Here is a 583-nt window from a genome sequence, read left to right as displayed (position 1 = left end):
GACCAAAGGTAGCCAGAACAGCCACATCCCCGCCAATGGGTACATCAAGCTTTGGCGAAACGCCGTACTAAAATTCATTCTTTCTGAACTGTGATGCACCACATGTGCCGCCCACATCCAACGAATACGATGGCTAGCACGATGGAACCAGTAATAGAAAAAGTCTTGCAGCAACATAAGAAGCAAGAAGGTCGATACACTCATTTCGATATCAAATAATCGCCAATCAAACATCCACAAGTAGAAGTGCGCAATCAGCAGCCCCGTTAAAATATCAGCAGCTTGATGTAATCCCGCCAACACAAAGTTACACGCCACTTCCGGCAAATAATATTGTGCGCTGTAAGGCAACTTACCTCGACGCTGTCCCAAACCGTATTCCGCGGCGATGCAGAGAAAAAAGATAGGAGCCAAAGCCATAAGCAAGAGCTCCGGTCGTTCCATGATTTGTGACCAATCCATTGTCTTATCTACCATTTTGCGTAGTGATCTTCCGTTAAACCCACAACACCGTCGAGTTCGTGCTTACTGCCATTGCCATCCACAACAAACCCTGAAAAGTGACCGATATATTGACGAAAGT

The 583-nt window shown here is 46.1% G+C and carries 2 protein-coding genes; both read right to left on the bottom strand.

Annotated features, from left to right (window positions below; all coding sequences use genetic code 11):
- Positions 1-462 (bottom strand): sterol desaturase family protein (locus tag R7Z50_RS29370; RefSeq protein WP_318149998.1); only part of this gene is annotated, 462 nt, incomplete at its 3' end.
- Between the two features lie 8 nt (positions 463-470).
- Positions 471-583, bottom strand: a 113-nt coding sequence (locus R7Z50_RS29365; RefSeq protein WP_318149999.1) for a DUF2804 domain-containing protein, incomplete at its 5' end; no start/stop codon positions are given.

The sequence above is a fragment of the Vibrio sp. 1249-1 genome, from assembly GCF_033340495.1.
This window is presented reverse-complemented; position numbering and strand designations above follow the sequence as displayed.